At 50.8% G+C, this 12,271-nt stretch carries 11 protein-coding genes and 2 tRNA genes; 5 read left to right on the top strand and 8 right to left on the bottom strand.

What is annotated here, in order from left to right; all coding sequences use genetic code 11:
- The coding region (locus OGV79_RS17695) for a YbdK family carboxylate-amine ligase (RefSeq protein WP_286468755.1) at nucleotides 1-1,038 on the bottom strand (1,038 nt) is incomplete at its 3' end.
- A gap of 243 nt (nucleotides 1,039-1,281) precedes the next feature.
- Here OGV79_RS17695 and OGV79_RS17690 point away from each other — a divergent pair.
- Nucleotides 1,282-1,845, top strand: coding sequence for a flavin reductase family protein (locus OGV79_RS17690; protein WP_012131804.1), 564 nt, complete (start codon nucleotides 1,282-1,284; stop codon nucleotides 1,843-1,845).
- Nucleotides 1,846-1,932: 87 nt separating this feature from the next.
- Here OGV79_RS17690 and OGV79_RS17685 read toward each other — a convergent pair whose 3' ends face one another.
- The 5 genes from OGV79_RS17685 to OGV79_RS17665 form a co-directional block, all read right to left on the bottom strand.
- Nucleotides 1,933-2,910 carry a FecCD family ABC transporter permease gene (locus tag OGV79_RS17685; RefSeq protein ID WP_172958466.1) on the bottom strand — a complete coding sequence of 326 codons (978 nt, stop codon included), beginning with the start codon at nucleotides 2,908-2,910 and terminating at the stop codon, nucleotides 1,933-1,935.
- Between the two features lie 32 nt (nucleotides 2,911-2,942).
- Nucleotides 2,943-3,692 (bottom strand): class I SAM-dependent methyltransferase, encoded by a 750-nt coding sequence (locus OGV79_RS17680; protein WP_071258840.1) that lies wholly within the window; start codon nucleotides 3,690-3,692, stop codon nucleotides 2,943-2,945.
- A complete protein-coding gene (locus tag OGV79_RS17675; protein ID WP_286468754.1) occupies nucleotides 3,622-4,635 on the bottom strand; it encodes an ABC transporter substrate-binding protein in 1,014 nt (337 codons plus the stop codon). Before OGV79_RS17675 ends, OGV79_RS17680 begins: the two co-directional genes overlap by 71 nt.
- The gene (locus OGV79_RS17670) at nucleotides 4,635-6,722 is read right to left on the bottom strand and encodes a TonB-dependent siderophore receptor (RefSeq protein WP_286468753.1); all 2,088 of its coding nucleotides are present in this window, start codon (nucleotides 6,720-6,722) and stop codon (nucleotides 4,635-4,637) included. The genes OGV79_RS17675 and OGV79_RS17670 overlap by 1 nt, the downstream gene beginning before the upstream one ends.
- A 226-nt stretch (nucleotides 6,723-6,948) precedes the next feature.
- Nucleotides 6,949-7,024: transfer RNA gene (locus tag OGV79_RS17665), tRNA-Asn, on the bottom strand.
- Nucleotides 7,025-7,030: 6 nt separating this feature from the next.
- Between OGV79_RS17665 and OGV79_RS21645 the strand changes: the two genes are divergently transcribed.
- The 3 genes from OGV79_RS21645 (at nucleotide 7,031) to OGV79_RS17655 (ending at nucleotide 8,838) form a co-directional block, all read left to right on the top strand.
- A complete protein-coding gene (locus OGV79_RS21645) occupies nucleotides 7,031-7,183 on the top strand; it encodes a DUF5951 family protein (RefSeq protein WP_153258860.1) in 153 nt (50 codons plus the stop codon).
- A gap of 1 nt (nucleotide 7,184) precedes the next feature.
- Nucleotides 7,185-8,675 (top strand): EmmdR/YeeO family multidrug/toxin efflux MATE transporter, encoded by a 1,491-nt coding sequence (locus OGV79_RS17660; protein WP_286468752.1) that lies wholly within the window; start codon nucleotides 7,185-7,187, stop codon nucleotides 8,673-8,675.
- Nucleotides 8,676-8,762: 87 nt separating this feature from the next.
- Nucleotides 8,763-8,838 (top strand) — tRNA-Asn (locus OGV79_RS17655).
- A gap of 101 nt (nucleotides 8,839-8,939) precedes the next feature.
- Here the strand turns inward: OGV79_RS17655 and OGV79_RS17650 are convergent.
- Together OGV79_RS17650 and OGV79_RS17645 are read right to left on the bottom strand one after the other, a co-directional pair.
- Nucleotides 8,940-9,479, bottom strand: a complete 540-nt coding sequence (locus OGV79_RS17650; RefSeq protein ID WP_012131810.1) for a DUF2058 domain-containing protein — start codon at nucleotides 9,477-9,479, stop codon at nucleotides 8,940-8,942.
- A 127-nt stretch (nucleotides 9,480-9,606) separates the two neighbouring features.
- Nucleotides 9,607-10,080 (bottom strand): cold-shock protein, encoded by a 474-nt coding sequence (locus OGV79_RS17645; RefSeq protein WP_286468751.1) that lies wholly within the window; start codon nucleotides 10,078-10,080, stop codon nucleotides 9,607-9,609.
- Nucleotides 10,081-10,381: 301 nt separating this feature from the next.
- On the opposite strand from OGV79_RS17645, the gene OGV79_RS17640 reads away from it, so the two are divergent.
- The gene (locus OGV79_RS17640) at nucleotides 10,382-12,115 is read left to right on the top strand and encodes an ABC transporter ATP-binding protein (protein WP_161799995.1); all 1,734 of its coding nucleotides are present in this window, start codon (nucleotides 10,382-10,384) and stop codon (nucleotides 12,113-12,115) included.
- Nucleotides 12,116-12,271 lie beyond the last annotated feature (156 nt).

The raw sequence follows: 12,271 nt of genomic DNA, 5'->3' as shown, positions 1-12,271 counted from the left end.
ACTGCGTATTCTGTCTGAATCATTGATGCCCTTTTTGACATACCGGGCAATATATTGCAGAACGTACTTATCCTCATCACTGTGGGTGCGTAATGACAGGTTCTCTACGGTCTGCAATATCTGACCCGCCAGCGACTGACGCTGTCTGGTTAACGTGTTGACGTAGCTGGCCTGTAAGCCATCGCGCCGGGCGTTAAAGATATTGTATTTTTCAATAGCATGATGTTTTTTGACGATATTTGTCCGGTTGGCTAACAGATACTGAGCCAGTATTTTGCTATAGCCTGTGAGCATTGCGGCATGAAATATTGTCAGCGGCATATCGCATATTCTGATTTCAATTGTGCCCAGAGCAGGCTGTGGCCTGACGTACCAGTAAATATCTTTGATACTTTTAATGATCCCGACATCGACCATCTCGTTATAAAATACGACGAACTCGTCCCAGTTATAGATGTTTTCAATCAGTTCACTGTTCAGAAAGGCGTTCTGCCCGGTAAAGCGGGAACTTGAAAAAGAGGTATCCACGCCATCCAGCCACGGCGAAGAGGCGCTGAGTGCAACTAAATGGGGCAGGTAGGGAATAAGCGCATGACACAGATAAATGGCGTCATCGCCATCCTGAACGCCAATATGAATATGCTGCCCAAATACACAGGCCATTTTGGTGATGTAGCCATAGCGTACGGCCAGATTTTGATGACGTTGTAAATCGCTAATCACCTGTTCTCGCCAGTCGCCATCTAAATGGCGGCCGCCGCCGGTAACATCGCAGCCGTGTTTTCTGGCGACTTCCCTGACGTTACAGGCTAATAAAGATAATTCTTCATGCAGTTTAAACACCGAAGAGTGTACAGAGCTGTTCAGTTCAATCATTGACTTGGTTAGCTCATGCTTTATTTGCTGAGTGTGTGCCATATCGGCCAGCACGATATCCGCTTTATCCACCAGCCTGGTATCGTTTCTGTCGATTAACTGGAGTTCCAGCTCGGTGCCCGTCGTAAACCGCAGTGAGCGGGTAAAAGGTAGAGATACCATAATGTCCTCTGCACTGAGTTGTTGTGGTTGGCCTGAAATTCTATTGTTAAAAGTGTAGGTCAGACGGTCATGCCTGCCAGAGGTGAATCGCGGAACCCTGATTACGGTCATAAAACCATTTTATTAGTATGGTTAATTTTTTGCGATATGACGAGAGAGAGTATGCTGTAGCGCGAGGACTGCTCAGGTATTGCCGCAGCAGTGTGGCCTGTTTTTGTTGAACACTTTAACAGGAGTCATCTTATGAGCTTAGCTATCACTAAAGTTGATTATCCGGTCAGTCAGGTTCGCCGGTATTTAGAACCGGGCCCGGTTGTGTTGGTGTCATCCAAATGGAACGGGAAGACCAATATCATGACGCTGGGCTGGCATACCGTTCTGGAATTTTCTCCCTCGCTGGTCGGGCTGATGATTTCGGGCGGCAACCACAGTTTTGAGATGATCCGTCATAGCCGGGAATGCGTGATCAACGTTCCGTTGACGGATTTGGCCGAGACGGTCGTGCGAATCGGCAACACGTCCGGCGCTGACATCGATAAGTTTGCCGAATTTAATCTTACGGCACAGGAAGCCGATGAGGTTGATGCCCCGCTGATCCAGCAATGTTATGCGAATTTTGAGTGCTGTTTGTATGATGATGTGCTGGTGGAACGCTACAATTTTTTCATTTTCGAGGTCGTGAAGGCGCATGTGGCCACATCACCGGAACACCCTGAGACGATTCACTATACAGGGAAGGGGGAGTTCATGGTGTCGGGCAAGACAATGAATCTGAGCGCGCTGTTCAGGCCGGAAATGCTTATCTGAGCGTTTCCGGTGGCGCTCGTCACGGATAAATGGCAGAAAGCCCGCTTTTTAGCGGGCTTTCTGCCAGGGATCGCCTTCGTCAGTATTTTATCGGGAAGTCCGTGAAATCAGGAACAGAAATACCGGAACCCCGAGCATCGCCGTCAGGATGCCGACGGGTAATTCACGGGGCGCAAACAGCGTTCGGGCAAGCGTATCAGCCAGAACGGTAAAAGTCGCGCCGCACAGCATGGATGCCGGCAGCAGCGAACGATGGCGATGACCAATGAATATGCGGGCGATATGAGGCACGGTCAGCCCAATAAAACCTATTGCTCCGCAACATGCCACAATGACCGCAGTCAATAAGGTCAATAAACAATACAGGGCGAGCCTGATTGCGCCAACGTCCACACCAAGCGACGCCGCCGTCACATTGCCAAACGTGAGCACATCCAGCTCTATTGCCCGCCACCAGCAGAGCAGAAATATCGGCAACAGCACCAGTGCGCAAAGCAGTACCTGAAGCCAGGATGCCTGTGCAAAGCTTCCCAGCAGCCAGAACATCACCCCTCGCGTGGTGTCTGCATCCGTTTTCCAGAGCGTGGTTAATGATGTGGCGGCGGAGAGAAGCTGTGTCACGGCGACGCCGGTCAGGATAAAACGGCTGGACTGGCCGGATAGCGATTTCCGCGCCATGAAAAGCACCAGTGCGAAAGCCAGCATCGCGCCGCAGAACGCTCCGGCAGGTACAGCGGCCCAGCCCGCACTGAGACCAAGCGCAATGACCAGTACCGCGCCAAACCCTGCGCCGGATGAGATCCCCAACACCCAGGGGTCGGCAAGAGGATTGCGTGTCAACGACTGGAGCACCGTTCCAGCCAGCGCTAATGCGGCACCCGCCAGCGCAGCAAGCAGGGTGCGCGGCATACGCAGAGACCATACGATCCGTTGATGAAGCGTTCCCGCTGTATCGCTATGCCAGTAGCCTGCCAGTATGGCATTTGCCACGTCCTTCATGGAAAAGGTCACCGGGCCATACATAATGGCAATGCAAAACGCCAGCATCAGGGCCGGAAACAGCATGGAAAGGCGAAAAACAGGAGAACGCAGCATGATTATTTCCAGCCAGCGATCACATAATCATCCAGGAATTGCCAGAGAGTACCCGTTTCGCTAAAACCCGCCTGGCGCAGAGCAGCGAGCTGGAATTCGACCGTGGTGGGCAGCGGTGTCGGGCGGTCTTTAAAGATAGCGGTGCGCGCGTCCATCAAATCAGCCAGCTCATGATGACGGGTGGCCGATGCAAACCAGCTATCCCAGTCCTGCACTCCCGCTGTCCAGGCTTTTTTCTGCGTATCTTCGTCATGAAGCTGGGCAATCCGTTTCTGGCATGGATTGCAACTATCAAATCGCTGATGATCGGCGTTCATGAATAAGCCATGTTCATCCAGCAGGTTAAAGATGTTGCGATAAAGCGCGACCTGCTGTTCCGGCAGCAGCCAGTGGATGGCCGTGCTGGAAACAACGGCCTGTGGTTTGTCGGTAATAGCGGCAAAGCAATCCGCTGTTGCAATATCGCCGCTGAAGAACTGAATACGGTCACTGTATTCAGACAAGGCTTCTTTGGCCAGCGTAAGCAGAAGCGGGTCGAGGTCAATAGCCGTTACTCTTATCGCCGGAAAGCGATTCAGAAGACGCATGCTGAATGAGCCTGGACCACAGGCCAGATCCACCACATGGAATTCTTCGCCATATAGCATTGCCAGAACATCCAGCGCGGCGTTATAGCGTTCTTCACGGTGAGCGATGTAGGCGCTTTGTTGTTCGTCCCAGTTTTTCAGTAATTCGCGGGCTGGAAAGGTCATGTTGTTCCTTAGCGTGTATTTGTGTGACTAGTCGGTGAAGGGCCAGAACTGAACGCGCAGATGCGTCCATGTCATAGCCAGGTAAAATGATGTAACGTTTTGCTTTAACCGCCTTCATGCCTGCGGTGAGGGGATTACGTTCAAGAAAATCGATTTTGCTCCGGGCGCTGTCGCCATCTCCCCCTCTTTGCAGATCGCCCAGGATCAGGTAGTCAGGGTCCCGTTCGGCAATGACCTCCCAGCTCATGGCGGGCCACAGTTCAGCACTGTTATCAAAGATGTTTTTACTGCCGATGGTTTTGGTTAACAGTTCAGAAGCGCCATAACCGCCCGCCACATAAGGTGTTGCCATGCCGGAATACCACCACATGAGCGTTCTGCGTGGCAGTTTTATGCGGCTGTCAGCAGCGACCTGTTTCTTCAGTTCATTGATAAGCGCCTCTGCGCGCGGCTCCACGCCATATATGCGCGCAATATTACGCAACTCGTCGTAGATGCTGTCGAAGGTTACAGGCGCAGGAGGGCCACTTTGCAGGCCATTGCACATCCCTTCAATGAGCCAGCTTCCAATTCCCCATTCAGCCATCCTTTCACGACCGGCGGTCTCCGGGCTGTTAAACCAGTAGTAGCTGCCAGAATAGATAAAATCTGGCCGGGAACTCAGCAAAGCCTCTCCCGACCAGGGCGAACTGTCGAGACGTGCTTTTAGCGGTTTGTACCAGGGGGAGGGCGCGGTATCTTCATCTGGCCGATAACCGACAGCACTGATCACGGAATCTCCCAGACGTAATGCGAGCATGTTTTCCATTGCGGTCGGCATATAGACGATTGCCCGCTGTGGTACATGCTCAAACGTCCAGGATCTTCCGCAATTCTGCAACGTAACGGGATGCGCAACGCTGGCGAAGGTCGCCAGCAATGCGAGGGAGGCCAGGCGTTTCATCAGAAGCGCATGTTGACATAGGCTTCGTAAGTTCGACCTGGCGCAATCATTTCCTGCCCTGTATAAGTACGCTGCCAGGTGTAGAAGCGATCCGTCAGGTTACGCACGCGGGTGCCTACGGTAACGTCCTTAATCACTTCATAATCGGCGTTCAGGTCGACAGTCGTGTAATCGCCCATTTTGTTTTTGTTGGCATCATCGTTATAGCTACTGCCAACATAGTGGAGCTGCGCGCCCAGCCCCAGTTTGCTAATCGGCATATAACGGCCAGAAAGGTTAGCCGTCCACTCCGGGATATAGCGCGGCTGATTGCCGGAAAGGTCCTGCGTACCTTGTTTGAAATTGTCAAAGCGCGCATGGGTATAAGCCACATTACCCGCCAGCGCGACGTTATCCAGCGGTTTAATCAATCCGCTGAACTCAATGCCGCGCGAAGTCTGCTTGCCAACCGCATTCCATACACCGGCCTGGACAGCCGATTGCTGATAAAGATTTTTTTTCTGGAGATCGTAAACGGCCAGCTTCATTTCGCCGTGGTCGAATGTCCCTTTTACACCGGCTTCATATTGCTGAACTTCTGTAAGTGGCAGGGACGTTTGTTCAGGGCTGATAAAGAAGATATCGCTGCCGGGCTCTTTACCTGTGGAATAGTTGGCATACACCGTCCAGTTTTCGTTAATGGCCCAGCTCGGCCCAATACCAACACTCATAAAGCTATAGCTACGATTGATGGTTTTATTGTCCTGCTGGTAATTCCAGTGCATGTCCAGGTTGGTATAGCGCAACTGGCTTAACAGGGCGACAGCATCAGTGATATTCAGATTGTCTTCCAGCAGCAAGGCATACTGGTTCTGAGTGATGTGACGAACAGGTGAGCGCATCTTGCCACCCGCACCGGTGCGAAAGTCATTGGAGGCGGGGTTGGTCAGCAGAACCTCTTCGCCCCCTGGGAAGCCGTTAGAATAGTACTGGAATTCGCGTTTTGAAAAATCGACACCCGCAGTCACGCGGTTGGCGAATGATGCAATCGGGTGATCCCAGGTGACCATAGTACGGTTGCCCGTCAGCTTGTCATCATGAGCAAGATCGCCATAAGAATCACGGGTAACATAGCCCGCTTTGTTTGACGGGTAATAGCGTTCAACGTTCTGCCATTCGCGGAATCCTTTGTAATAGTAGAACTGGTTATCAAAGGTTACATCAGGCGTCGCATACCAGGACTGGGTTGACTGGAATGAGGTAGCCTGGCTGCGGATATGCGCATCCTGAATGTTGTTGTAGTTTACATGGCGCAAGTCGCGATCAACTTTACCGTTGATGACAGGCGTCCCGAAATAGGGATTGCGCATATCCGTTAAGCTACGATCGATGTCAAAAGTGACCTGTGTGTTATCGGTCGGCGTCAGCAGGAGCTGTGCGCTGACGCGCTTCGGGCGACTGCGCTCTTTATCAACCTGAGTGCCGGTATTTGATGCGCTTACATCCACGCGGCCAGCAGCTATACCCTCAACAAGCGTACCGCCCGCGCCGATGTGGGCGCGATGGCTGTTATAGCTTGACCAGCTATAGTCAGCTTCCACTGGCTGTCGACCAAAGGTTGCTCTACGTGATATCAGGTTGACGCTGCCACCGGCAGAACTCAGACCATTTAAAACGGAGCCTGTGCCATACAGGATGTCCACGTTTTCATAATGAACCGGGTCGGCGATTTGAATGGTGCTACCGGGTACAGCCACGCCGTTTAGCAGCCAGGAAACGCCGGAGAAGCCGCGCAGTGAAACGCTGTTTGAGAGCGTAGGTGAGCTGGTGCCGGACATGCCCGGGGCGGTCTCAACAACCTCGGTGAGCGTGCGTTTTCCCTTAGCCGTAATGGTTCTGGCGCTGATGGTTTCAGTATGGCGTGGCGTTTGCTTATCGGTCAGACCGAGACGTGAGGCTGAGCCGGATGAAAGACGTGCCGAGTCGGATTCGGCGGAATAGTCGGATACGTCACTGCCGGTGACGACGATGGTTTCATCTGCTGCATAGGCCAGAGGCGAAGTATTTACTGCTACTGCGAGAGCTATCAAAGAAGGCTTAAGTTTCATAGGTTGGCATTACATTATAATGGATATGTTATAACATAACATATTTCATAAAGAAAAAAAGTAGACAAATGAGAACAAGTGGGAAGGGGGCAGGAGAGGTCTGTGGGGTTGTCCAAAAACGACAGGCGTCAAAAAAACCGGCAATCCTTATCAGGACAACCGGTTCAATTTAACTGCTGCTTTTAAAACGCCTCAAGACTCACTGAGATATCTCGAGACTAAAATCTGGCTCCTCTGACTGGACTCGAACCAGTGACATACGGATTAACAGTCCGCCGTTCTACCGACTGAACTACAGAGGAATCGTTGTGGAGGCTTATCTTAGCGGCGAAAAATCTTTTGTCAAACCTCATTTCCCTGGTGACGGTTCAATTGCTGCTTCTCTCAACAGTTTGTTGCAATTGCAGACATTTTACAGGGAAAAAACTTTGCAGCTTTTTGGATTCTCCCTCATTATTTGAAATGAGGTTTCAACTTTCTTCATTAAGGTCCACTTTGAACGTCTCCGCAGCCTTACGCCAGGCCGTCTCTCGTACGCCCTGGTATGCCAAACGTAAGAGTTATAAGGTTCTTTTCTGGCGTGAAATCACCCCGCTTGCCGTGCCTATCTTTCTGGAAAATACCTGCGTACTGCTAATGGGGGTGCTGAGCACCTTTCTGGTCAGTTGGTTGGGTAAAGAGGCGATGGCCGGGGTAGGGCTTGCCGATAGCTTCAACATGGTCATTATGGCGTTTTTTGCTGCTATCGATCTGGGGACGACCGTGGTTGTGGCGTTTAGCCTGGGAAAACGCGATCGTCGTCGCGCCAGGGCCGCCGCGAGACAGTCACTGGTGATCATGACGCTTTTTGCCATCGTGCTGGCGGCGGTTATTCACTATTTTGGCGAACAGATTATTGATGTCGTGGCCGGGGAGGCGTCTTCCGAGGTGAAGGCTCTGGCGCTGACATACCTGGAACTGACGGTGATCAGCTATCCCGCTGCGGCCATCGCCCTGATTGGCAGTGGTGCATTGCGTGGAGCCGGAAATACCAAAATTCCGCTGTTGATCAATGGCGGCATGAATATTCTTAACATCATGATCAGCAGCGTCCTGATTTATGGCGTTTTTTCCTGGCAGGGGTTGGGTTTTGTCGGGGCGGGACTCGGGCTGACCATCTCTCGCTATATCGGAGCCGTCGCCATCATCTGGGTGTTGATGATTGGTTTTAACCCGGCATTGCGCATTACGTTGAAGAGCTATTTTAAGCCGCTGAACTTCACCATTATCTGGGAAGTGATGGGGATTGGTATCCCTGCGAGCATCGAATCTGTTTTGTTCAACGGTGGGAAATTGTTAACGCAGATGTTTGTGGCGGGGATGGGGACCAGCGTTATTGCCGGTAACTTCATCGCTTTTTCAATTGCCGCGCTGATCAACCTGCCCGGAAACGCGCTGGGTTCTGCATCGACAATCATCACTGGCCGACGGCTGGGGAATGGTCAGATTTCCCAGGCAGAGATTCAGCTTCGTCATGTGTTCTGGCTATCTACCATTGGACTGACCGCGATTGCATGGTTAAGCGCGCCGTTTGCGGGACTGATGGCCTCGTTTTATACCCACGATCAGGATGTAAAAGATGTTGTCGTGGTTCTGATTTGGCTGAACGCGGCGTTTATGCCGATTTGGTCTGCGTCCTGGGTGTTGCCCTCAGGGTTTAAAGGGGCGCGGGACGCACGTTTTGCAATGTGGGTTTCGATGCTGGGGATGTGGGGCTGCCGTGTGGTTGCGGGTTACACGTTGGGGATCGTGCTTGGCTGGGGCGTTGTCGGGGTCTGGCTGGGGATGTTCTTTGACTGGGCGGTGCGCGCCGCACTGTTTTACTGGCGTATGGTCAGCGGTCGTTGGCTATGGAAATACCCGCGTCCTGAGCGCATAAAATTGCCCGTTCAGCCTGAATCTCCAACGAAATGAAGAATATTTCGGCAAACGAACGTGTTTGTGCATTCAGGCTTTGACAATGCTCGTGGGCGTCGTTAATATGCGCCCCGTTCACACGATTCCTCTGTAGTTCAGTCGGTAGAACGGCGGACTGTTAATCCGTATGTCACTGGTTCGAGTCCAGTCAGAGGAGCCAGATTTAGAAAAGCCCGCTTTTTAGCGGGCTTTTTGCTTTCCGTCATCGGCGTTCTGTTCTTTCAGTGCCCGGCACGCCGGACGCTGAACGACAAACGTTGATTACCACATCAAATCATCAGGCACTTTAAAATCAGCATACGGATCTTCTTCGTCCTGCTCTTCCTGACTAAGCGCACTATTTAGGACGATACTGTTAGCATCTCGCTGTGCAATTTTATCGGCTACGCTTGCGGGGATAATCGCGTATTCACATTCCCCACCGTTATCAACAACCAAACGCGCAATGGCGAGGCGGCCATTAATCAACTGGGCTTGCGTCGCCTTATCCACATCTATTTTTTTAATTAAGTTATTATCTGTGAAGTTAAAACCAATATCGCCTTTTGAAATGCTGATTCTATTCATTTCAATAAGTTGCTTCACCTGCGCTTTATATTCTTTGGATAAAGCCGCTTGTTTTTGTTGCTCGCTTAGCTGTTTATCACGCTCAAGTTGCGCTTTTTTATTTTCTTCCACAGCCTCTCTTGCTTCACGCGCCTGAACTCGTGATTTTTTAGCCGTTCTCTGGACTTTGGCCATTTTTTTACTGGTTACTAATCCTGCTTTTAGCATCTGCTCTTGTAAGGTGAGTTTTGTCATCTTCGTTTCTGAAACCGTTGAATAATGTATGTGATTATACCCGTAATTTTTGCGTCTGTACCTGGCGCACGCGAGCCGGAATTCTGTTTATGAATGGCGCAGGATTCCGGCACGGGATTCAGATGAATTACTTGAGCAGTTTCACCGTGGCCTCTATGTCTATCTCATCTTCCGAGAAGATTAACGTCGTTCCCTGGAAGGTGGTGATTGCCAGTTTTCTCAGCGAGCGCATTTCACCGGGCTTTGCGGCTGATTTGGGTCTGATACTACTCATCAGCACGCCCACAGACAGCACCGCGTTTTCTTTATCAATTCGGGTATCGGCTGGCACTTCTTCGCTGTAAACCAGATAAGACTTGATCGACGTGAGCTTCAGGCGCTCGCCCTCGATATAGATGTATTTGCTTTCCGGGATGACTTTCACAGCATAAGCGGACAAGCCTTTGTTATTGGTGGTGGGTTCAAAAATCACCGCCGCGTCTTTCTTAATCAGCTCAGGGTTGGCAACCTTAATCACATGAAAATAGCGATTATCACCGTTTTCATCTTTGATAAATCCAAAACCTTTATCTTTAAACCACGTTGTGATTGTTCCGTTCATCGCCTTACCGCCTGGTTAATCGTTTATCTACTCAGTTTTTACAGCGCGCAGTGTAAAGCACAATGCCCACGCAGACCATGTCTTTGGCTTAAGTTTGGGTGATAAATGTCCATCAGACCAGGGGGCCGTTGGGGGAGGGGAAGTCGCGATTGCATTTGGCCGATGGCCAGAGATGGGAGAGAACGTCTACTTCACAACCCAGTTCACTGTTACATTCCATTAATGCAATTGAGTGCCATTCTCATCTATCATGATCTGCGACTCACACGATCTATGGCTACTGCAACAAGGGAGGTCGTCAGTGCTACTGGCTATCAGGTACGTCTTTGCGTCATGCCCACTTCGTATTACCGCACTTATCGTCGTTGTGTTGCTTCAGGGGCTGATACCGGCCCTCAACATCTTTATGACCGGCCAAATAATCAACACGCTGCATGCAGTGCAAACCACCGACGGCGATCTGATGCTGAACGTTGCGGTCTGGTGTGTTTCACTCCTTGGCATGCAGCTTATGCAGCCTCTGGTCAATCTTGTTCAGGGGGATGTCACGGAGATTTCGACCAATCACTTCAGCGCTAAGATTATGTGCCGTATGAACGACTCCTTTTCCCTGAGCCTGTTTGATAATAAGGAGCGTTACGAGCAACTGGAATATTTGAAAAAAGAAGCGGCGTATCGACCACTTAATTTCATCATCTGTATCATTTACGTTATCCGGGCAATCGTCATGGCCGGCAGTCTGCTGCTGGTTCTGATCAACTATTCAGGAGCAGGGGCGGCCATTTGTGCGCTTTCCGCCATACCGATGATTGCCATCAATATGCATATCCAGCAGAGATACGTGCGGGATTTATTCTTCACGTCTAAAGATGCGATTGCGATGCGCTACGTATATGGCGTCAGTATGGACAAGAGTTTTTTGCAGGAGATCCGGCTTTACGGTCTTGGTAAATATCTGCTGACTAAATTCAATGCGTCCGCTCGCAATACCTATAATCGCATGCACAAACAGCGCATCCGCGCGCTAATCACGCCTGTGCCAGCCATGATGCTGAGCCTGACTATGCTGTTCGTCGGGGTAACTCTTTTTTTAAACAACTTACGCACCAGTGATATTGCCGTGAGCGCGCTGGTGATGGTGTTTCAGTCCATTGTGATGATGAAATCGCACCTCGACGAGATAGCCAATTATGGTTCGAATCTCGTCAGCATGAGCAGTTTTTTCACCCGCTACCATGCGTTTATGACGGATAAGATTGAACCGGTGAAAAACGGGCACCTTACCTTACCCGCCGAAACACCTTTTGCCCTCAGCATTCACAAACTTCGGTTTCAGTATGAGGGGCGTAATCATCCAGCCCTGAATGGGGTTAACCTTGAAATTGCCCCCGGTGAAAAGGTCGTTATTCTCGGTGAGAACGGCAGCGGAAAAACAACTCTGATTAAAATGATCCTGCGTATGTACGCCTTCAGTGAGGGGGCGGTGTCTGTGTCAGGCGTGCCGCTCGACAGGTTGGATATTGAAAGTTACCGGAACCAGATAGCCACCGTGTTTCAGGATTACGGAAAATACGAGTTCACGGTGGGCGAAAACATTGCCCTGAATAATTATGATGCAGAAACCCCGTCGCCAGCGGTTGATGAATTGCTGAAAAAGGTAGGATTTCCGTATGACCAGCATACCCGGCTGGGCAAGCAGTTCGGCGGCGATGAACTCTCTATAGGGCAGTGGCAGCGGCTCGCGATTGCACGGGCGCTATACCGAAAGGCCAATCTGTTTATTTTTGATGAGTTCTCTTCATCACTCGATCCTGAAACTGAGCACCGGCTGTTTAATGATATTCTGGCCCTGAACACAACCGTGATCGCAGTGACGCACAGGCTCGGTAATATAAAAGAGTTCGACAGGATTATCGTGATGTCTGCTGGAGAGGTCATCGAAAATGGGGACTTCACTGCGCTGATAAGCCGTCGGGGAAAATTTTACGACATGTGGCATGCGCAGTTTAAATCGGTGATGACTCAGGCAGTTTAATGCTACGGGAATGGTACGCAGGTATTTACACGTCATTCCAGATGTAACCCATCCAAATATATCGTCATTGCCCCCGGTGTACGCCGGACAAGAGGTTCGGCATAACCATGTCCGATTTGAGCGAAAACCAGATATCAGTGATTTTCGCTCACGACA

Source organism: Citrobacter sp. CK185 (genome assembly GCF_030333565.1).
GTDB classification, from domain to species: domain Bacteria; phylum Pseudomonadota; class Gammaproteobacteria; order Enterobacterales; family Enterobacteriaceae; genus Citrobacter_B; species Citrobacter_B koseri.
This window is presented reverse-complemented; position numbering and strand designations above follow the sequence as displayed.

What these genes read in the sequence shown, in the direction of transcription:
- OGV79_RS17675 (WP_286468754.1), bottom strand. Translation starts at nt 4,635, where the DNA reads ATGAAACGCCTGGCCTCCCTCGCATTGCTGGCGACCTTCGCCAGCGTT.
- OGV79_RS17690 (WP_012131804.1), top strand. Translation starts at nt 1,282, where the DNA reads ATGAGCTTAGCTATCACTAAAGTTGATTATCCGGTCAGTCAGGTTCGC.
- OGV79_RS17660 (WP_286468752.1), top strand. Translation starts at nt 7,185, where the DNA reads ATGAGGTTTCAACTTTCTTCATTAAGGTCCACTTTGAACGTCTCCGCA.
- OGV79_RS17670 (WP_286468753.1), bottom strand. Translation starts at nt 6,722, where the DNA reads ATGAAACTTAAGCCTTCTTTGATAGCTCTCGCAGTAGCAGTAAATACT.
- OGV79_RS17645 (WP_286468751.1), bottom strand. Translation starts at nt 10,080, where the DNA reads ATGAACGGAACAATCACAACGTGGTTTAAAGATAAAGGTTTTGGATTT.
- OGV79_RS17650 (WP_012131810.1), bottom strand. Translation starts at nt 9,479, where the DNA reads ATGACAAAACTCACCTTACAAGAGCAGATGCTAAAAGCAGGATTAGTA.
- OGV79_RS17680 (WP_071258840.1), bottom strand. Translation starts at nt 3,692, where the DNA reads ATGACCTTTCCAGCCCGCGAATTACTGAAAAACTGGGACGAACAACAA.
- OGV79_RS17685 (WP_172958466.1), bottom strand. Translation starts at nt 2,910, where the DNA reads ATGCTGTTTCCGGCCCTGATGCTGGCGTTTTGCATTGCCATTATGTAT.